Raw genomic sequence first — 20,559 nt, 5'->3', positions numbered from 1 at the left:
CTGAAACCACTTTAAAAAGTCGGATGAACAAACACAATATTTCTTTCAGCCAGCCTGAGAGCACACGCAGCCAACGAGCACAGCCCCAGTGTAAATATAAAATTACACCCCTCGTAACGGTGTTTTGACAGAAATCACTGAATACTCTACCCTGCTGCCAAAAATATCTGGATAGCCACGCTATATATAGAGGAATAGGTGAAAAATCGCACTCTTGGCAGTATTTTTATCGTTGCAGGTACCACCATTGGAGCAGGAATGTTGGCGATGCCGTTAGCCACCGCCGGCGTCGGATTTGGTACTACGTTAATGATATTAATCGGTTTATGGGCACTGATGTGTTATAGCGCCCTGCTGCTGGTTGAAGTGTATCAACATCAGCCATCGCACACCGGGCTGGGCACGCTGGCAAAAATCTACCTCGGCCGCTGGGGACAATGGATTACAGGTTTCAGTATGCTATTTCTGATGTACGCGCTCACGGCAGCCTATATCAGCGGCGCGGGCGAACTGCTCGCCACCAGCATCAGCCAATGGAGTGGCTACTCACTTCCACTGTCCGCCGGAATTCTGCTCTTCACGCTGGTTGCCGGCGGCGTTGTCTGTATCGGCACATCCTCCGTCGATTTGTTTAACCGCATCCTATTTAGCGGCAAAGTGCTCATGCTCGTCATTATGCTGGTCGTTATGGTGCCACATATTCAGCGCGTTAATCTCTTAACGCTACCACTGCAACAGGGTCTGACGCTTTCAGCATTACCCGTCATTCTGACTTCATTCGGTTTTCATGGCAGCATCCCCAGTATCGTGCACTATATGGGCGGCGACAGCCATAAGCTGCGCCGGATATTCCTTATCGGTAGCGCGATCCCGCTGATTGCCTATATTTTCTGGCAACTGGCGATGCTAGGCAGCCTGAGTTCTTCAACGTTCAACGCGATTTTGGCCGATCAGGCGGGATTGAATGGGTTGATGCAGGCTATTCGCACGCTGGTGGCTTCACCGCACGTTGAGCTGGCCGTCCATCTGTTTGCCGATCTGGCACTGGCGACCTCTTTCCTCGGCGTGGCACTTGGGCTATTCGATTATTTAGCCGATCTGTTTAAACGCAAAAATAGCGTCACAGGGCGTGCGCAAACGGGTTTGCTGACCTTTATTCCCCCGCTGGTGTTTGCCCTCTTTTATCCGCAGGGGTTCGTGATGGCGCTGGGCTATGCGGCAATTGCGCTGGCCGTGCTGGCACTGCTTATTCCTGTTTTGCTGAGCTGGCAGGTACGCAAACAGCGTCCTGAAATACGCGCAACGCGCGGTGGCGTGCCGATTCTGGCGCTGGTCTTCGCCAGCGGTGTCGGTATTATTTTGATCCAACTGGCGATGGTGGCAGGCTGGCTGCCGTCAATCAGTTAACCTTCTCATTGGTTAATCCAAGACATAAAAAAAGAGCGTGAACTCAGCATTCACGCTCTTTTTTCTTTCAAACCAGCGATCAGAAGTTCAGACCAACGCCGACATAGGCTGAATCCGCCAGTTTATTATCCGGCCCGCTTTCACGTGCCATATTGATGTAGCGGTAGCCGACATCAACGTTCAGCGGTGCAAATACCTGCCAGCGTACGCCTGCTTTCCCTTCAACGTAGTGATCGACATGGCTGGAGAAAGCATCCGGTGAATAGTAACCTTCGCCATACAGCGAGAACTGACGGCTCAGTGGCCACTGCACGCCACCGCCCAGAGCAACACCATAGCCATCATTGCCATGATCCTGATTCAGGTACAGCGCTTTACCGCCCAGAGTCAGCTTGAGTGGGCCGACAGGGATGGTGTATCCCAGACCGAAGCCGTAGACGTCATTGTTGTTGTCGCCGTGGGCATAGCTCACATTCCCCGCAAGCCCAGGAATGCCCATACCGAAGCCCGCATTAGCGCCTGCATAATCGCGACCTGCTTCCCCGGAAAGGCTAATGGCATGTACAGAGGCCGTTGCAAGTAACAGGCTTCCCGCACAGGCAATCACAAACTTTTTCATTTTCAATATCCTTAAAAACCGTCGTTAAACGCGCGTGTAAAGATGTTATCGCTGCCGATTTTACCCGAAACGCCCCCTCACTCCAGCATGAAATTACCCTGAGCAGCGATTTATTCTTTTAATAATCATGAAAGTTTTCATTCAGCGCTGCTGACAATGGCAACAATAAGCGTCGCCTATTTGCTCAAAAAAGACAAAGTGAACAATAGTACTCATCATGGACGACGACAAAACAGGCAGAAAGAAACGATGATGAGAGAAGGAAAATTAGCCGCAGGAAAGCGTGCCACGGCGATGGATACCCATACGGTGCCTTCCGACAAGCACACGCCGATGCGGTTTCAGGATATGTGGTTTCTGGAAAAGCTGGCGCTGTTCGATCGTGAAACCAACGCCAATCATCAGGCTATTCAGCAAACTAGTCAGCAAAAAAAGGCGACGAACCCCAGCAGCAACGCACCAGATTATTAGCTTACGGCCACGTCGCGCTACCTGTTGGGCACGCGGTGCGTTGCATTAACCCAGCCTTTCACCTGCTGACGCGACAGCTTAATCCCGCCATTTTTCAGTTCGGCTGGCAGCGCATAATACGCAACCGGGCGCTGAAATCCGGCAAGCTGCGGCTGTAGCCAATCGCGTACTGCATCAAGCGTCGTCGTTTGTGCCACTTCCAGCACCGCAACAGGACGGTGACCAAACTCCGCATCGTCAACGGGCACAACACAGGCCTGTTGCACATCGGGATGCCTCAACAGTACGGCTTCGATATTCTCCGGCTGGATCCCTTCTCCACCGCTAAAAAATTGATTATCCAGACGCCCCAGAATGTGCCACTCACCCTCGGCAAAGCGCCCGCGATCTCGCGTGTGGAACCAGCCATCCTCATCGACCAGTGGGATCAGTTTCCCGTCGCGCCAGTAGCCAGCCGCCAGCGTGCTGCCACGCAGCAGAATTTCATCCTCGACCAGTCGGATCTCCCGCCCGTGTAACGGCAGCCCCACCCCAGAACGCCCATCGGCGCGTTTCGCGCAGGCTGTCGACGCCAGTTCCGTCAGACCATAGCCACACCAGCAGCTCACGCCTCGGGCTTCAGCCTGTTGCGTGAGCGTCTGCGGAATCATCGCGCCGCCGAGCAATACGGCTTTCAGTGCCGTAGGGAAAGTTTCCTCCGACAGCAGTCGCCACAGTTGCGTCGGCACCAGAGAAGCGTGGGTACAATCGCGCAGCGCACTCTCCAGAGGCTGATGCGCACGAACGACTATCGTGGCTCCCGTGGTAAGCCAGCGCCAGACGATACCCTGCCCGGACACGTGAAAGAGCGGGAGTGACAACAGCCAACTGTCGCGGGAGGAAAACGCCATCATCTGAACCACACCTTCCGCGCTGGAAAGATGAGCCGAGAACGTGTGCACCACCGCTTTTGGCATTCCGCTGGAGCCGGATGTCAACGTCAGCGTCGCCAGCCGTTCGGCCTGCCAGCACAATCGATCGGCACGGCGGCTTTCTTCGGTATAGCCCGATGGCAAAAAATCTGATGGTAAAGAAAGCGTGCGTATTGAATTCGGCCACGGTTTATCATTCAGACAAAGACCATACGCCACGTTCAGCGTAGGCAGCAGTGCCTCGGTTAGTGCATCAGGTAACTGTGGATTCAGCGGCAGCACGCGTGCACCGCATTGCAATAGCGCCAGATAGCTAAACAGCATCTGTACGCTATTTTTCCCACGTAGCGCAACCGTACTGTCGGCCGCAACGCCCTGCTGTGTAAAATGCTGCGTCAGACGATCCACCTGCTGGGCAAGGGCCTGCCAGCTCCAGCGGGTTTCATCGTCAATCAATGCGACAGACGGAGGCGTCTGATTAGCCCAGTGTCGCCACGGCCAGTCAGTCAGGATTGCCATACCACGTCCAGTTGCTCAGCAGCCAGCAGCGGCAGCGTGCTCTCCGGCCAGGCTTGAATGACCTGCGCTTGCATCAGATTCAACGTGTCCAGCCCTGGAATCGTCTCCGGCGTCAGCCAATGCGCCAGACGCGCCAACTGGGTTAAACCCAGACTGGATTCGATACTGGAGCTAATCACCGCCGTTAATCCAGCCTGCTGCGTTTCCTGCACCAGCTGCTGGCAGCGTGCGAGGCTGCCGACCAACGTAGGCTTAATAACAATCGCGCTCACGCCCGGCTCAGCTTCCACCCGAAAATCGGCCTCGCGCACACTTTCGTCCCAGGCAATGCAGATACCAGTTTCCCGCGCAAATTCGCGAGATTCTTCACGGGTTTTGCAAGGCTCTTCGAGAAAGGCAATACGCGAACGCAATGACGGCGCGACATAGCGGGCAAAGCCGTCCGCTTTGGCGCGCGTCCAGCTACGGTTGGCATCCAGACGGAGTTTCAGATCCGGCAACGCTTCCAGCAGCACGTTAACGATCATGCCGTCACGCACCGCTTCGTACAGGCCGACTTTGACCTTTGCCACTTTCTCGCCCGGCATCGCCTGTAGCATGTCAAACAGCTCATCAGGATCGCCGCTGCACAACGGCGCTTTGCGATAGTCAGCCGCCTGCGGCAGGTGTTGATCCAGCTCTGCCTGTGCACAGCTTAAGCCAAAGGCAACTGACGGCAAAAGATCGTCAGAAAATGCAGACCCTGTCGCCCACGATTGCAGCTGTTCAAGCGTAACGGCTTCCGCCTCAGCCAGCGTTTCCACGCTGAATTCCGGTAACGGCGCGATCTCACCCCAGCCCAACCGTTCGTCTTCTTGCAGACGAACGATAAGCCCATCGCGGGTTTTCAGACGCTGATTGCGCAGCACGACACCCGCTTCCATCGGCACGCTGTAACGATAGAGAGTGACCCGACGCATTACGGATTCCGTTTGAATTTGCTGAAGTCAGGCTGACGTTTTTCGTTGAACGCGTTACGGCCTTCCTGCCCTTCGTCCGTCATATAGAACAGCATGGTGGCGTTACCCGCCAGTTCCTGCAAGCCCGCCTGACCATCGCAGTCCGCGTTCAGTGCCGCTTTCAGGCAGCGCAGCGCCATTGGGCTGTTTTGCAGCATTTCACGGCACCAGCGCACGGTCTCTTTTTCCAGGTCAGCCAGCGGAACCACCGTGTTCACCAGCCCCATATCCAGCGCTTGTGCCGCATCGTATTGGCGGCACAGGAACCAGATTTCACGTGCTTTTTTCTGGCCCACGATGCGTGCCATGTAAGACGCCCCCCAGCCGCCGTCGAAGGACCCCACACGCGGCCCCGTTTGACCGAAGATGGCGTTTTCAGCCGCAATGGTCAGGTCGCACATCATGTGCAGAACGTGTCCGCCACCGATGGAATAGCCCGCCACCATCGCGACAACTGGCTTCGGACAGGTACGGATCTGGCGTTGGAAATCCAGCACGTTCAGGTGGTGCACACCGCTGTCATCCTGATAACCGCCGTAGTCGCCGCGTACTTTCTGATCGCCGCCGGAGCAGAATGCCTTATCGCCTGCACCGGTCAGAATGATCGTTCCAATCCCGTCGTCATGGCGCGCATTGTCGAGCGCCTGGATCATCTCTTTTACCGTCTGCGGACGAAACGCATTACGTACCTGAGGGCGGTTAATGGTGATTTTGGCAATGCCATCGGTGGATTTATGGTAGAGGATATCAGCGAAATCGCCGCTGCAATCGCGCCATTCAATCGGTGCGTAAAGCAGTTCTTCACTCGGATAAAGCATAGTTATCAATCCTTAACGTGATGCAAAAGAAAAGCGCGAACCCGCTCGGCATACGCCGCTGGATTCGCCTGATGAGCATTGTGGCCTGCCTGCGCTACGCTCAGTAACGGCAGGCCATATTGCGTCGCCAGCGTTTGAAATTTCATATCGCTGGCACCGCATAAATAAATAAAAGGCATCGACAGGTGTCGGAGACGGTCTACTAAAAAAGGCTGCCGCCCCAGCGACGTGGCTTCCAGCATGGCCGCAACGGATGCGCCGTGATTCGCACTCCGGCGCGCAATCAGCTGTTCACGCTGTACTGAATTCACATCGGCAAAGACTGCCTGCTGATACCAGTCCTGCAAGACCGCGGGCAGCGGTTCGTGACGAAAGCGTTGCGCCCAACGAACATCATGGTGGATACGTGCCGTACGCAGCTCCGGCGTCGCCAGACCGGGGTGGCCGCCTTCGACCAACAGCCCCAGCATGCCGTCATGCTGCCCGTTACAAGCGTGATACATCGCGATACGCCCACCGAGCGAATAACCCAACAGCCAATAACGCGTAATACCTTGCTCCCGCAGCGTCTCGCTGAGCAGGCGACTCACATCGGCAAAATCGGTTGCGGAAATCGTTCGCGACGCACCATGTCCGGGTAAATCCACCAGCAGTACGGGCCAGTCGCGGCAAAACGGCAGGACGGGCAACCAGTCCTCGCCGCTGCCTAATAAACCATGTAGGCATACCAGCCACGGCTGCCTCGGCGCCACCGCGCCATGCGTCACCTTCCGGCAGCTTAACCCCTGAGAACCTGAATCCTGAGAATCTAGCCCCTGAAACTCTATCCCCTGAGAATCTAGTGCGCCCATGTCGCCACCTGCGCGACCAGTTCATTGAGCGTTGCTGCGCCATCCTTCGGCTCAACCACAACCTCCAACAGCGTAACGCCACCCTGTGTCCAGCAATCCGTCACCGTATTCGCCAACTGTTCCCAGCTCTCGGCGCGCACGTAATTCAGGTCAAACATCGCGGCAGCATGGCCGAACTCCACATTTTGCGGCATGCAGTAAAACGCTTCACGCTGCGCAACCGGCGTCGGCAGCAGGGAAAATATCTGGCCGCCGTTATTGTTCACCACAATCAGCACCAGCGGAGCGGGAGCCTGACGCAGCAGCGCCAGCGCATTCAAATCGTATAACGCGGAGAGATCGCCGACGATGCCCAGCGTGGCTTTTGATGTGGCACGCTGTACACCAGCCAGCGTGGAGATCAGGCCATCGATGCCGCTGGCACCGCGATTACCGTACACCGGATATCCCTGCGGGAGCTGCGCCAGCGCGTCGATCAAGCGCACTACCAGGCTGTTGCCGACAAACAGCTGTCCATCTGGCGGCAACAGTGCGGGTATACGCTGCGCCAACTGTGCCTCACCAAAGCGAGGAGCCAGATGCATGTCGATCTGCCGCTGCGTTCTGTCGGCAATATCCACCAACATATCCGCCCACGGTGCCTGCTTGTGCGCCGGGTGCGCTGACAGCCACTCGCCCACGTCCGCCACCAGACGACGCCCGCGATGATGAGCCGGATCCAGCCGTCCCGGCAGATCGTCAATTAACCAGAATTCTTGCGGCTGGCACTGTTCCTGCCATTGCAACAGGCGCTTACCGGTCAGGCTACCGCCGAACTGCAAGACAATCTCCGCCTGCCGTAAGCGATCCGCTGCGTCGGGATGCGCCAGCCAGATATCCGCACAGGGCAACGGCTGCCCACTTTGCGACAGAACATCACCAATAAGCGGCCAACCCAGTTCATTTGCCCACGCGGCGAGACGCGCCCCCTGTTCGGGACTCACGCGACCGGCGAGCACAACGCCGCGCTTCTGTCGCCACTGCGGCCAGTCCGGCTGCACCACCAGCGCACTCTGACGCATTTCACGCAGCCAGGGTTCACGGCTATTCCACCAGTCGCCCAGCGTCATCAGCCAATCCTGATACGCCGTGCCGTCATCGGCACCGTACAGCGGTTCAGCAAACGGGCAGTTAATGTGCAGCGCGCCGTGCATCAGTCGCGCCATGGCGCTATCGACAGAAGAAACCAGCCAGCTAGCTGGGATGTCGGGCGTGGGGCGCGGTAAATCCAGCGCCAATGTGGGGTGTGAAGCATACAGCGCATGTTGACGAATCGCCTGATTCGCGCCGCAGTCGATCAGCTCCGGCGGACGGTCGGCGGTCAGAACGACCAGCCGCTCACCGGTCAGCCCGGCTTCAATGATGGCAGGATAAAGGTTCGCGGCAGCGGTGCCTGACGTCACGATAATCGCAACCGGTTCACGTGAGGCTTTTGCTAGCCCAAGCGCCAGATGCCCGAGCCCGCGTTCGTCAAAATGCGTGTGGCAAATCAGCGCGTGGTTGTCCGCCGCAGACAATGTCAGCGGGGTGGAGCGAGAACCGGGCGCGATACAGACATGCCGGACGCCGTGGCGGGTCAGCGATTCCAGCAGTAATGTAGCCCAGCGGCGATTAAATACACTTGTTGACATGATGTACTCAACAACTCAGGTTGCAGGTTATTCCCGCCATCTTCCTGTGTACTGGCTGAACCGCTCACAGAAAATGATGGATACAGGCAAAAGACGAATGATCAACTGTTGGCGGCCTGGTTGCCCTTTAGCAAACATCAAGATCGACCCTATTATATTTTTTTTTACCACGCTGACTTTGATATAAACCAGTACCAGGCACAACAACCATAAAACAAAACTATGACATATCACCGTCTAACAGGGATCTCAGCCCTGCCGCTTTGTTTTCCAACTCCTGCCATTCTTGTTCTGGATCAGAAGCGGCCACAATTCCGGCACCGGCATAGAGCGTTAAAATATGATCCCGCACTTCGGCTGAACGTAACGCCACGCTGAATTCAGACTGCTGACGAGAAAAGTAACCCGCCGACCCTGCGTACCAGCCGCGTTCAAACGGTTCATGTTCGGCAATAAAGCGCCACGCCTCTTGCCGCGGCAAACCCGCAACCGCCGCCGTGGGCTGTAATGCCTTCAGGCACGCGCTATCAGACGCCGTTCGTAATGTGGCATGAATGGTGCGGCGCAGATGCTGTACTTTACGCAGGCGCACAATTTCCGGCGGCATCACATCCAGCGACAGCGCGGACTGCTGGAGCCGCTGGCAAATATCATCCACCACCAGCATGTTCTCGCACTGATTTTTGGTGTCATTCATCAGCCAGTCAGCCAGTTCAGCGGCTTTGTGTGCGTCGCGATCGCTTGCCACCGTCCCCGCCAGCGCTTCCGTTTCTAGCTCACTCCCCCGACGACGATAAAGCCGTTCCGGGCTGGAACCGAGAAACGCATGACGCGCGTCGTGCGCCAGCATGAAATGGAAACAGTGGTGATTTGCCGCCCGGCTGGCGGCCATAAAGGTGGTGGCCTGTAGCGACTGCGTCAGCGTTAGCGTAGTCGCCCGTGCCAGAACGACCTTTTCCATCAGTCCCGCGTTGATGTCATGCAGCGCCCGCTGGAGCAAATCAATCCATCCCTGGCGCTCTGGCTGATGCCCGACGGACTGAACCTCCGCATGCAAAGCAGGCAGCGACGCAGGCGGCAGAAGCAGATTAATAAACGCCGAGGCTTCGGCGGCATCCTGCTGCAATGAGGTATCGCTGAACAGATTAATACTCAGGCTGAGCGTATCATCCTGACGCAGCAGCTCTGCACGGGGCAAAAACAGGTAGCCAGGAGACGAAGTGTCGCTTTCTTTTATCTGGTTAAACGCATTCAGTCCCCAGATTCGCACGTTGGGGCCGCACTGCTGCTCGGCGAGAAATGCCTCGGCATCCTGAATATGATGAAACCCGCACACATTGCCGCACACGGCGGCTTCTTCACGATCCTGGCGATGCTGCCAATAGAACTGTGGGTACACCGGCTGAGTCGCCAGCCACGGCAATAGCTCAGACGCATCGCTGAGAGTTAATGAACGCGTTATTTGTCTGAAACCAGCGCATTCAGGCTGTGGCTCGCGCAAATCCTGCTGCAAATGCCGCAGCAAGTCGGAAAGTTGTTTCACCGTTACCCCAGAGACCTAACACAAAGTAGGGGATTATACGGGAAAAAACACGCCGTGGGTGAGAGCTTACGCAAGAGCCCAAAGTCCCCGTTACAACCACGAGGGGGAAGACAACGCAAAATCGCATCAAACGGCAAAACGGCGCGTGCGCATCGCTTTAAAATTTCACCTCATCATCATTATTGCTTTAATTGATCTCTTCTTTTGCCGATTATCTAATCGGCATTTTTTTGCGCGCGATATAACCTCGGGAAACGCGCTCTCCCTCCCTCTCGAACGGCGTATCAGGATTCTTTCCATTCAGGGCATGAGTTATGGTAAAAATAGGCCCTTGTTACGTTGACCGGATAGTCTCGTCAGGATGAGTACAACACTGAATTCCAACCCGTTATGCATTAATCAGCCTCTGCCAGGCAAAAAGGCACAGGCAGCGACGCGCATCGTTTTCTTTGTTGCGGGTTTCGCCATGGCCTCCTGGGCGCCGCTGGTTCCTTTTGTCAAAACGCGGCTGGCTATCAGTGATGCCTCTCTGGGGATGTTGCTACTTTCTCTCGGTATTGGGTCGTTGCTGGCTATGCCACTCACCGGTTTTCTCACCAGCAAGTTAGGGTGCCGCAGCGTGATTTTGCTGGGAAGCGCGCTGCTTTGTCTGGTATTGCCCGCATTGACGCAGGCAGGCACATTACCCCTGATGGCGATAACGCTGCTCTTTTTCGGTGCCTCTATGGGCATGATCGATGTCGCAATGAATATTCAGGCCGTCATCGTAGAACGTGCCAGCGGGCGGGCGATGATGTCCGGTTTTCATGGCTTCTTTAGTGTGGGGGGGATTGTCGGCGCAGGTGGCGTCAGCGCCCTGCTGTGGCTTGGCCTGTCCCCGCTGATGGCAATCCTGACGATGGTTGCGTTGATCCTGATCTTTATGGCAACGGCGCACAAGCACCTGCTGCGCACCACGAATCAGGATGACGGTGGCCCGCTGTTTGTCATTCCGCGCGGCTGGGTCATGTTTATTGGTTCACTGTGCTTCATCATGTTCCTGGCCGAAGGTTCCATACTGGATTGGAGCGCCCTCTTCTTAACGGTTGAACGCAACCTGACCGGCGCGCAGGCGGGCATGGGCTATGCCGCGTTTTCCGTCGCGATGACGCTGGGTAGGCTGAACGGCGATCGCATCGTTAATGCGCTCGGGCGCTACGCGATTCTTACCGGCGGCAGCCTCTGTGCCGCACTTGGTCTGGTGTTAACGATCAGTATTGATAATGCGATCACCGCGATTCTTGGCTTCGTCATGGTCGGTATCGGCGCATCAAATGTGGTGCCGATTCTTTTCAGCGCGGCGGGAAACCAAAAGATCATGCCGCCCAATCTGGCCATCGCGTCGATCACCACCGTGGGCTATGCCGGTATTCTGATCGGCCCGACCATTCTCGGCTTTATTGCACAGTTCAGCAATTTGGCTACCGCATTCGGGTTTGTCGCACTGCTGTTGCTGGCCGTTAGCGCCAGTGCGCGTGCCGTCATCCGCTAATCAGGAGCGTTAATTGATGCCAGCCATAATCCTGCGTTATTTTTCTCTCCTTACGGTGCTATCGCTCCTTATTACCGGAACGTTCGGCTATAGCTACATCAACGATTTGCTGGCGGGCAAAAAACATTCGCTGACGACCATTGCGCAGGGCATACAAAAACGCGTCGATACCTACCGTTTTTTCACCTATCAAATATACGGAAGTCTGAACAGCGAACCCGCCGCTAACGACCCCAGCATTACCGCCATTAATTTAATGCCGAATGTGTTCTACGTAGAAAAAAACGGTCAGAAAACGGACGCACTGATTTTCGGGCAGCACGATAAAGGAACGCTGACGTCGGTTCGTCGGATATCCCGTTATCTTGATATTCTCTGGGGAGCGGAGAACAGTGTCTATTCCATGTATTACCTGAACGGTATCGACAACAGCCTGACGATGATTTCCACGCAGACGCTGAAAGATATCTCTTCGCAGTTCCGTGGCAATTATATTACGGTCATCGCCGAGGCGCGCCGGACGGAAATGCTGCAACAGGCGAATGTGTTAGACGAGCGTGAAAGTTTTTCCCCGCTGCGTAAATTACGCTTCTATAACGACTACTATTTTACGCTGCGCACCACATTCAATCAGCCGGGGCATCTGGCAACCATTCTGGCCTTCGATCTGCCGATTAACGATTTAATTCCGGACACCATCCCGCGTGAGCACCTTATGCTGAAGCCGGATACGCCAGCAGCCAGCACGATGGACAGCAGCAATAATAGCGAAGGCTCGGCCGATGTGCAGCTTCACGGATCCAATATTGAAATCTCCGCCACGCTCGTTAATGCGCCGCTGAAAATCGTTTTTCAGGTTCCTGTAAAAGCCCTGATTATTGATTCATTGCGTAATAACGTCTGGCTTCTGCTGCTGAATCTGGTTCTGCTGAGTTTGTCCCTCGCGGGTTTTTATCTTTTCCGTAGGAAGTATGCGCATCCCATAGAGGATGTATCCCATCAGTTGGAAAAGAAACTGGATATTTACCGTGAAACCACGAGCAGAATCCCGATGGGCGTGCTGGTTTATGACTTCAACAGCAATAAAATCATCATACAAAATGAGCGTGCCGAGCAGTTGCTTCCACACCTTAGCCTGCAAAAAATCACCAATATGGCGGACGAGCATCAGGGCGTCATTCAGGTCACGGTCAATAATGAAATGTATGAAATCCGCCAAATTCGTAGCCAATATTCGCCGGACTATTGCCTCTTCCTGCTGCGTGAACAGGATAAAGAGATTCTGGTGCAGCGGAAACTGCTGCTCGCCCAGCGTGAATATGAAAAGAATATTCACGCCAGAAAACGCTTATTTCAAAACCTGCTCAGCGAATTCAAACAGCCGCTGATTTCACTACAACAGCATATTCATGCGCTGCGCCACAGCGATACGGGAACCGTACAGACACCCACACTGGAGCAACTCACGGCGGATACCCGTTGCGCTATTGAGCTACTGGAAAATATCGCCCTGCACGAAAAGCTGGAAGCGCAGGAATGGAGCGTGGTCAACGACAGCTTTTCGCTGCTGGCGCTGATGGACAATGTGCTTCTTGAGCTACTACCGCGATTGAATCAAAAAGGCCTGGCCCTATTCCATCATTACAACCTGGAGAATAATCAAACTTACGTGGGTGATGCCGGGTTGCTGAAAAAGACGCTGGCGCTGCTGCTGAATTATTCGGTGACCAATACGGATTACGGCAAAATTACGGTATCGGTTGACAGAAAAAATAATGAATCGGACACCCTGATTATTCAGGTCAGCGATACGGGCACCCATGTTTCAGGCAAAGAGCAGGAAAATATCCGCCACCCTTTCCTGCACCCTGCCACTTCCGATCGTTTCGGACAAAATTCAGGATTGACCTTATTTTTGTGTAATCAACTCTGTAATAAACTGGGCGGTGCGTTAACCATCAACAGTAAGTCCGGGCTAGGTACACACTATATTCTGACGCTAAAACTGGAGCCGGAACCGCTTTCCGTTGAGGAAGAAAAACTGCTGGATGGTATTACCATTCTGCTGGATGTGACGTCTGATGAAGTACAGCATATTGTCGGCAATATGCTGACGGGTTGGGGAGCGAATTATCTGGTCAGCGATGAACGCCAGATTAATCAGGAAGTCGATATCTGTATTACGGATGACCCGGATAATAAGGCAGATTATACGCTGCTATTGAGTCACGACGATGACACCTTAACGCCTTTGGGCCCGCGCCGTTTGCGGGTGAATTATAATATCAGCCACCTCCTGCTGGAGGCGTTGCTTAAGCTGATTGAGCTACAACTGGAACATTCCCCCGATGCGCTACAGGAAGGGGAACAGGACGATGTCGACTTTTACGCCGCGCAATTGGCATCAAGCGACTATTATTCGCTGTTCGTGGAGACAGTACCGGATGATTTAAAGAGGCTGTATACTGAAGCGGAAGCAGGCGATTTCCCGTCACTTTCGCAGACGGCACACCGGCTGAAAGGCGTGTTTGCAATGCTGAATCTGCATCCTGGCAAACAGTTGTGTGAACAGCTTGAACAGCATATTACCGCGCATGATAGTGAAGAGATCGAGGCTAACCTTCATGAAATTGAGAGGTTTGTCAGTGCATTACTATCCCCAATAGAACCTAAAGGGCAGCAAGGTAGCCAACAAGATGAGTAACCAAAACGATGAGTAACTTAAACGTAATTATTGCCGACGACCATCCTATTGTCCTTTTTGGCATCAAAAAATCGCTTGAGCAGATTGAATGGGTCAATGTAGTTGGCGAATTTGAAGACTCAACAGCGCTGATCAACAACCTGCCTAAGCTGGACGCTAACGTTTTAATTACCGATTTATCCATGCCTGGCGATAAATACGGCGATGGCATCACCCTCATTAAATACATTAAGCGCCATTTTCCTCATCTCTCTATTATTGTTCTCACCATGAATAATAATCCGGCGATTCTGAGCGCGGTACTGGATTTGGATATCGAAGGCATCGTGCTGAAACAGGGTGCGCCAACCGATTTACCCAAAGCGCTGGCTGCCCTGCAAAAAGGGAAGAAATTTACGCCGGACAGCGTATCCAAAGTACTGGAGAAAATCAGCGCCAGCGGCTACGGTGACAAACGCCTGTCTCCGAAAGAAAGTGAAGTGCTACGTCTGTTTGCAGAAGGTTTTCTGGTCACCGAAATCGCCAAAAAACTCAACCGCAGCATCAAAACAATCAGTAGCCAGAAGAAGTCAGCGATGACCAAGCTGGGCGTCGACAACGATATTGCCCTGCTGAACTACCTGTCTTCCGTTAATGGCGGCGCAACGCAGGTCGACTAAACCTTTACCTTTCCTCGCCTGCACCGGCAACCGCTGGTGCAGGTTACTCCCCGGATGTTCTCGCCTGACGCACCACGTTACTGTAATACGCCAGCGCCTGCTGCAAGGTATCCAGCGTAACCGGTTTTGACAAACAGTTATCCATCCCCGCACCGAGGCAACGTTCCCTTTCTTCCGCCAACGCATTCGCTGTCACGCCGATAACCGGGAAGCGTAATCCCTGCTCGCGCATACGCTGTGTAAACAGATAACCATCCATATTCGGCATGTTGACATCCGTCAGCACGATATCGATATGATTTTTACTCAATACGCCCAGCGCGTCGATCCCATCATTCGCCGTCATCGCCTGATACCCCAGAGAACCAAGCTGATCCGCCAGCAGCCTGCGGTTGATGGGATGATCGTCAACCACCAGAATCATAATATCGCCATTCTCTGCGCGCTCGTAGTGAGTCAGCGGCGGTGAAATCTCGGCGTACGCGCGATCCTCGTTTTCTGAACGATAGATTTTCTCCAGCAAATCGGGCAGATGTTGCGGCGTGGACGTTCCTTGCACCCAATGCCCTGCACTCACTTCCTGCGCGGATCCGGTATGGGAACCGCTCATCACGATATGCGCCCGAACGGTGATATTCTCTTCTGATATGTAATCGCTAATCATCACATCATCAGGCGACACGGTTTGGTTCTGATAACGCGCAACCTGCAACCCCTGATCTTGCAACAGCGTGAGCAGATAAGCCTCCAGCCGAGCATTGCGTATCTTCAACCAGCACATTTTCCCTTGCAGACTGGCGTTGATTGCTGCGGGAGCATAACGCGCTTTATACAGCGGAATTCTGACGCCAAACAGGCTGCCGAGCCCAGGTTCAGATTCAATGGTAATGTCTCCATCCATCAGATTGACCAGCTTTTCACAAATCGCCAGCCCTAACCCTGTGCCCTGAAAATGGCGCTGCACGCCGCTCCCCGCCTGGAAGAACGGGTCAAACAGCTTCACCGCCTCACGAGGTTGAATCCCTACCCCGGTATCACGCACCACAAATTCCAGATAGCCATCGCGGCAGCCGACTTCAAAAATGATGCAGCCCGTGTCGGTAAATTTGATGGCGTTGCTCAGCAGGTTAGACAACACCTGCTGCAAACGCACGGGATCGCCAAACAGGCTGACTGGCACATTGGGATCGATAAAGCAGTACAGCGTCAGGCGCTTTTTAACCACTAGTGGAAGATAGTTGCTGGTGATGTGGCTGATGACCTCATGCGGCGCAAACTCACACGGTTCGATCTTCAACTGTTCCGATTCAATCTTGGAAAAATCGAGGATATCGCTGATGATTTTCAGCAGCAGCGAGGAAGAGTTATTCATCGCCGCCACCAGACGGTTGGCGTCCTGCGGCAGCGATTTGGTTTGCAGTAAATCGAGGTTACCGATAATTCCGTACAGCGGCGTGCGCAATTCATGGCTGACGGTAGCCAGAAACATCGATTTCGACTGGCTGGCCTGCTCGGCAGCATTCGCCATTTCCTGTAGCGACTCTTCCATTTTGACGCGCGCGCTGACGTCCAGCAGCACACAAATCGCCACGTTTTCATTACGATAGCGCGAATGAACAAAGCTGATTTGCAGGTGATGATTGCGGCTGGTCATGACATCCACAAACTTGGACTGCTGCTCGCAAATGATGCGGGTAATACGCAACCTGTCTTCGTGGGTCAGCAGGTTGAGATAGTTGTGCGCCAGCTCGTTACTGAGGATGTTCGTGCCGTCATTGATACGCAGGATACAAATCCCTACCGGTGCCGAGGCCACAATCTTACGGTTGAATTGCTCGTTCTCTTCCAGTTGGAACGCATTCACTTCTGCCGGCAACAGCATTTTCCGCTCAAACACCAGCGCCAGCACAAACAGCAAGATAGCCGATAACATATTCAGCACCAGCATGTTGATCATTAAGGCGCTGATATGGGAGAGCAGCACTTTCAACGGCAGTGAATACACGATGCTGAACGACGTCGGCGGCAGCGACTTCTTCAAAATGAGCTCGTCATAACCATTCACATAGCCAAAATAGTTATGATCGGAGGGATAACCGTCTACCGACGAAGCGTAACGCCCCTTATCATCGGAAAACTGCAAAACGACCTGATTGTATTGATCCAACAGCCTGGCACCGATCGGAAATTTACCTATGGTGACAAAGTCATCCAGACGAATCGTCTGTTCAATCCCCATGATGACTTCCAGCTTGTTATCCACATAAATCGGCGTCAGCGCATATAAATAGCCGACATCGGGGATAGACGCAGGAGTAATCCAATAGAGCGTTTCATCACGTCCGGTTTGGGTGCGGTTCTTCTTCTGATCCTGAAACCGATCCTGCACGTTTTTAAGTAAGTTATCACGGTCGAGCGACTGGTTACGGATGCCAAAATCAACCATACAGCGCCGATCGCCGCCGACAAAAAAGACCCGGTTAAGATCGTAGACGGCAGAGAAGTTATCCTGCCAGCCGTTAAAGAAATGACTTAATGAAAGCAGCGCTGCATTCCCGCCATATTGCGTGGAACAGGTTGCGCCGGGCGCGAGCGAATAAACGGAGACACCGGGGCCCCCTTCCATTGGCGGCTCTGCTTTTTCTCTCGCCAGCACCAGCCGATTTGCCGCCAGATACTGGAGTTCGCGCACAATATCCGACGCGTGTCGGATATAGCCCTGCGACTGATCAAAGCTGAGGTTGTACTCCTGCCGCAACTCTGACTCTTTTTCATTCAATACTTTAGTGACATAAAAAACGGATATCAGCGCGCCTAGCACCCACAGCATGACCGCCAGAACCCGAAATAAATAACGGGAAACTTTTAATGTGGTATGGAATGAGGCGAGATATTTCAAGTGGATACCGTTGAATAATGGAAGAACCAGTTGGCTGATACACTACCGAGTGTCGATAAAAAAAGCCAGCGCATCGCGCTGGCTTATTCGACTCATTCCGGCTAAGGAAAAGGCTTATTCGTCATCTTCTGCGATATCATCATCGCCATCAATGTCATCAATCGCGTCGTCGTCTTCGGCAACTTCGCCTTCAACTTTTACCACACCATCCAGCTCTTCATCTTCTACCGGTTCGGCCACGCGTTGCAGGCCGACAACATGTTCGTCTTCCGCCGTACGAATCAGCGTCACACCTTGCGTGTTACGGCCAACGATACTGACTTCAGATACGCGGGTACGCACCAGCGTTCCGGCATCGGTGATCATCATGATCTGGTCTGCGGCATCGACCTGAACCGCACCAACCACTTTACCGTTACGTTCGCTGACCTTGATAGAGATAACCCCTTTCGTCGCGCGCGACTTGGTCGGGTACTCACTCACGGCAGTACGCTTACCAAAGCCATTTTGCGTCACGGTCAGGATATCGCCTTCGCCACGAGGAATGATCAGTGAAACAACGCGATCTTCGCCTTGCAGGTTGATACCACGGACACCCGTTGCCGTACGGCCCATGGAGCGCACCGCCTGCTCGGAGAAGCGAACCACTTTACCTTCCGCAGAGAACAGCATCACTTCATCACTGCCATCGGTCAGGTCGACACCAATCAGCTCGTCACCCTCGTTCAGGTTAACCGCGATGATCCCCGCACTGCGCGGACGGCTGAATTCCGTCAGCGCCGTTTTCTTCACGGTACCGCTGGCGGTGGCCATGAAGATATGGCGACCTTCTTCGTATTCACGCACCGGCAGAATCGCGGTGATACGTTCATCCGCTTCAAGCGGCAGCAGGTTGACGATCGGGCGACCACGCGCGCCACGGCTGGCTTCCGGCAGTTGGTATACCTTCATCCAGTACAAACGACCCCGGCTGGAGAAGCACAGAATCGTGTCGTGGGTGTTCGCCACCAGCAGACGATCGATAAAGTCTTCTTCTTTTATACGTGCGGCAGACTTGCCTTTGCCGCCACGGCGCTGTGCTTCGTAATCGCTCAGCGGCTGATACTTCACGTAACCCTGATGGGACAAGGTGACGACAACATCTTCCTGATTGATCAGATCTTCGATGTTAATATCAGCGGTATTCGCGGTGATCTCGGTACGACGCTCATCGCTGTACTGCGTTTTGATCGCTTCCAGCTCTTCGCGGATCACTTCCATCAGGCGCTCAGGGCTGTTGAGGATATAAAGCAGCTCGGCGATTTCCGCCAGCAACGCTTTATATTCATCCAGCAGCTTTTCGTGCTCCATACCGGTCAGTTTCTGCAAACGCAGATCCAGGATCGCCTGCGCCTGCTGTTCCGTCAGGTAGTAACGCCCGTCACGGATACCGAACTCCGGCTCCAGCCACTCTGGACGCGCGGCATCATCACCCGCACGTTCCAGCATAGCCGCCACGCTACCCAGTTCCCATGCTTGTGCGATCAGCGAGGCTTTCGCTTCAGCCGGTGATGGCGCGCGGCGAATCAGTTCGATAATCGGATCGATGTTCGCCAGCGCAATCGCCAGACCTTCCAAAATATGGGCGCGATCGCGGGCTTTACGCAGTTCAAAAATGGTACGGCGCGTCACCACTTCGCGGCGGTGGCGCACAAACGCAACCAGAATATCCTTCAGCGGCATGATCTTTGGCTGCCCCTGATGCAGAGCAACCATGTTGATACCGAATGACGTCTGAAGCTGCGTCTGGGAATACAGATTATTCAGAACCACTTCACCCACGGCGTCACGCTTAATCTCGATGACGATACGCATACCGTCTTTATCGGATTCGTCACGCAGTGCGCTAATGCCTTCAATACGCTTGTCTTTAACCAGCTCGGCAATTTTCTCGATCAGGCGCGCTTTGTTCACCTGATAAGGAATTTCATGCACGATGATGGTTTCACGTCCGGTTTTCGCGTCCGCTTCTACTTCCGCGCGCGCACGGATGTAAATTTTACCGCGCCCGGTGCGATAGGCTTCTTCAATACCGCGTCGACCATTGATGATCGCCGCCGTCGGGAAATCCGGGCCTTTGATGTGTTCCATCAACCCTTCAAGGCTGATGTTTTCATCGTCGATATACGCCAGACAGCCGTTCACGACTTCTGTAAGGTTATGCGGAGGAATGTTCGTGGCCATCCCGACGGCGATACCGGAAGAACCGTTAACCAGCAGGTTGGGAATACGCGTTGGCATGACGTCAGGAATCTGCTCGGTGCCGTCATAGTTCGGCACAAAATCGACCGTCTCTTTTTCCAGATCGGCCAGCAGTTCATGGGCAATTTTCGCCATGCGAATTTCGGTATAACGCATCGCCGCCGCGGAGTCGCCGTCAATCGAACCGAAGTTACCCTGACCATCAACCAGCATGTAACGCAGTGAGAAAGGCTGCGCCATACGCACGATGGTTTCATAAACGGCAGAGTCGCCGTGCGGGTGGTATTTACCGATGACATCCCCGACGACACGGGCGGATTTTTTATACGGTTTGTTCCAGTCGTTGCCCAGTACGCTCATCGCATACAGTACGCGGCGGTGTACCGGTTTAAGTCCATCACGAACATCTGGTAATGCACGCCCGACAATAACGGACATCGCATAATCCAGATACGAGCTTTTCAGCTCTTCTTCAATGTTGACCGGTGTGATTTCTCTGGCAAGGTCGCTCATGGAGCCGCTATCCCTCTATTTAGGCATCTACCCGTGTTCAGAAAAGTGAACCGTTCAGGTAAGGTGAACTGTTCAAAAGGTGAAGGATTATATCACAAAGCCCCGTTTCGGGGGAAACTCCCTTCCACCTTGAACCGACGGTTTTCCTGCTGGACAGGTATTTTGCAGAGATAACGTATTTTGCAGAGAAAAGTCTCCGGCAAAG

Annotated in this window: 14 protein-coding genes; 5 read left to right on the top strand and 9 right to left on the bottom strand. The window is 54.0% G+C overall.

What is annotated here, in order from left to right:
- Positions 1–198: 198 nt before the first annotated feature.
- On the top strand, positions 199–1,407 hold the full coding sequence (tyrP, locus tag NAL19_RS05560; protein ID WP_263059021.1) for a tyrosine transporter TyrP: 1,209 nt from the start codon (positions 199–201) through the stop codon (positions 1,405–1,407).
- Positions 1,408–1,486: 79 nt separating this feature from the next.
- Here tyrP and NAL19_RS05555 read toward each other — a convergent pair whose 3' ends face one another.
- Positions 1,487–2,026 (bottom strand): YfaZ family outer membrane protein, encoded by a 540-nt coding sequence (locus tag NAL19_RS05555; protein WP_225087269.1) that lies wholly within the window; start codon positions 2,024–2,026, stop codon positions 1,487–1,489.
- A 249-nt stretch (positions 2,027–2,275) separates the two neighbouring features.
- On the opposite strand from NAL19_RS05555, the gene NAL19_RS05550 reads away from it, so the two are divergent.
- Positions 2,276–2,497, top strand: coding sequence for a catalase (locus NAL19_RS05550; RefSeq protein ID WP_263059019.1), 222 nt, complete (start codon positions 2,276–2,278; stop codon positions 2,495–2,497).
- Positions 2,498–2,514: 17 nt separating this feature from the next.
- Here NAL19_RS05550 and menE read toward each other — a convergent pair whose 3' ends face one another.
- The 6 genes from menE to menF all read right to left on the bottom strand — a co-directional run bounded on the left by menE (position 2,515) and on the right by menF (position 9,807).
- The gene (menE, locus tag NAL19_RS05545; RefSeq protein ID WP_263059018.1) at positions 2,515–3,927 is read right to left on the bottom strand and encodes an o-succinylbenzoate--CoA ligase; all 1,413 of its coding nucleotides are present in this window, start codon (positions 3,925–3,927) and stop codon (positions 2,515–2,517) included.
- Positions 3,915–4,886: an o-succinylbenzoate synthase gene (gene menC, locus NAL19_RS05540; protein WP_263059016.1), complete on the bottom strand. Its 972-nt coding sequence runs from the start codon at positions 4,884–4,886 to the stop codon at positions 3,915–3,917. The genes menE and menC overlap by 13 nt, the downstream gene beginning before the upstream one ends.
- Positions 4,886–5,743, bottom strand: coding sequence for a 1,4-dihydroxy-2-naphthoyl-CoA synthase (gene menB / locus NAL19_RS05535; protein WP_263059015.1), 858 nt, complete (start codon positions 5,741–5,743; stop codon positions 4,886–4,888). Before menB ends, menC begins: the two co-directional genes overlap by 1 nt.
- 5 nt (positions 5,744–5,748) lie before the next feature.
- On the bottom strand, positions 5,749–6,510 hold the full coding sequence (gene menH, locus NAL19_RS05530) for a 2-succinyl-6-hydroxy-2,4-cyclohexadiene-1-carboxylate synthase (RefSeq protein ID WP_263059667.1): 762 nt from the start codon (positions 6,508–6,510) through the stop codon (positions 5,749–5,751).
- Positions 6,511–6,581: 71 nt separating this feature from the next.
- Positions 6,582–8,264: a 2-succinyl-5-enolpyruvyl-6-hydroxy-3-cyclohexene-1-carboxylic-acid synthase gene (gene menD / locus NAL19_RS05525; RefSeq protein ID WP_263059013.1), complete on the bottom strand. Its 1,683-nt coding sequence runs from the start codon at positions 8,262–8,264 to the stop codon at positions 6,582–6,584.
- A gap of 220 nt (positions 8,265–8,484) precedes the next feature.
- Positions 8,485–9,807, bottom strand: coding sequence for an isochorismate synthase MenF (menF, locus tag NAL19_RS05520; protein WP_263059011.1), 1,323 nt, complete (start codon positions 9,805–9,807; stop codon positions 8,485–8,487).
- 361 nt (positions 9,808–10,168) lie between these two features.
- On the opposite strand from menF, the gene NAL19_RS05515 reads away from it, so the two are divergent.
- Genes NAL19_RS05515 through rcsB form a run of 3 tightly spaced genes read left to right on the top strand, consistent with a single transcriptional unit; the run spans position 10,169 to position 14,701 of the window.
- The gene (locus NAL19_RS05515) at positions 10,169–11,338 is read left to right on the top strand and encodes an MFS transporter (RefSeq protein ID WP_225087262.1); all 1,170 of its coding nucleotides are present in this window, start codon (positions 10,169–10,171) and stop codon (positions 11,336–11,338) included.
- Between the two features lie 16 nt (positions 11,339–11,354).
- Complete coding sequence (gene rcsD, locus NAL19_RS05510; RefSeq protein WP_263059010.1) at positions 11,355–14,042, top strand: phosphotransferase RcsD; 2,688 nt, start codon at positions 11,355–11,357, stop codon at positions 14,040–14,042.
- Positions 14,043–14,050: 8 nt separating this feature from the next.
- Entirely contained in the window at positions 14,051–14,701 is a 651-nt protein-coding gene (rcsB, locus tag NAL19_RS05505) for a response regulator transcription factor RcsB (protein WP_015839395.1), read from the top strand.
- Positions 14,702–14,744: 43 nt separating this feature from the next.
- Here rcsB and rcsC read toward each other — a convergent pair whose 3' ends face one another.
- Together rcsC and gyrA are read right to left on the bottom strand one after the other, a co-directional pair.
- Positions 14,745–17,600, bottom strand: a complete 2,856-nt coding sequence (gene rcsC / locus NAL19_RS05500) for a two-component system sensor histidine kinase RcsC (RefSeq protein ID WP_225087260.1) — start codon at positions 17,598–17,600, stop codon at positions 14,745–14,747.
- A gap of 114 nt (positions 17,601–17,714) precedes the next feature.
- Positions 17,715–20,354, bottom strand: coding sequence for a DNA topoisomerase (ATP-hydrolyzing) subunit A (gyrA, locus tag NAL19_RS05495; protein ID WP_180742294.1), 2,640 nt, complete (start codon positions 20,352–20,354; stop codon positions 17,715–17,717).
- Positions 20,355–20,559: the final 205 nt, after the last annotated feature.

It is taken from the genome of Pectobacterium sp. F1-1, assembly GCF_025643735.1.
GTDB lineage: Bacteria > Pseudomonadota > Gammaproteobacteria > Enterobacterales > Enterobacteriaceae > Pectobacterium > Pectobacterium colocasium.
Note: the sequence above shows the minus strand (reverse complement) of the source record. Positions and strands in the feature narration are given on the sequence as shown.